This is a genomic window from Aminobacter sp. P4_D5 (assembly GCF_056401815.1).
This window is the reverse complement of the sequence record NZ_JBFUIP010001376.1, coordinates 1-522: the sequence shown is the minus strand read 5'-3', so window position 1 is coordinate 522 and position 522 is coordinate 1. Positions and strand designations below refer to the sequence as shown.

Here is a 522-nt window from a genome sequence, read left to right as displayed (position 1 = left end):
GATAGGAGGGGTGGATCGTCGCGATCATCGCGCGATCCGGTTCCAGCTGATGCACCCGCCCGCGCAGGTCGGCCAGCTTTGGCATCCTGCCCGTCAGCGCCGAGACGGCGGTGCGCCCCATCGCCACCACCAGCCGCGGCCGGATGAGGTCCATCTCGCGCTTCAGCCACCAGCGGCAATGCTCGACCTCGCCGGCATTGGGCGATTGGTGGATGCGGCGCTTGCCCTGGAGCTCGTATTTGAAGTGCTTCACGGCGTTGGTGACATAGGCGGTCGAACGGTCGACACCGGCCTTTTGCATCGTGGCATCGAAGATCCGGCCGGCCGGTCCGACGAAGGGGCGGCCCTGCAGATCCTCCTCGTCGCCCGGCTGCTCGCCGACGATCATGAGCTTCGCCGTGTCTGGACCCTCGCCGAAGACGGTCTGGGTCGCGTGGCAATGAAGCGGGCAGCGCGTGCAGCTCCGCGCCTCCTCGCGTAGCGCGGCGAGGCCTTCGGTGGGCGGCAATGGCTCCTCTGGCG

At 68.4% G+C, this 522-nt stretch carries 1 protein-coding gene; it reads right to left on the bottom strand.

Annotated features, from left to right (window positions below; genetic code table 11):
• Window positions 1-522 (bottom strand): UdgX family uracil-DNA binding protein (locus AC1DWF_RS38505; protein ID WP_476843656.1); only part of this gene is annotated, 522 nt, incomplete at both ends.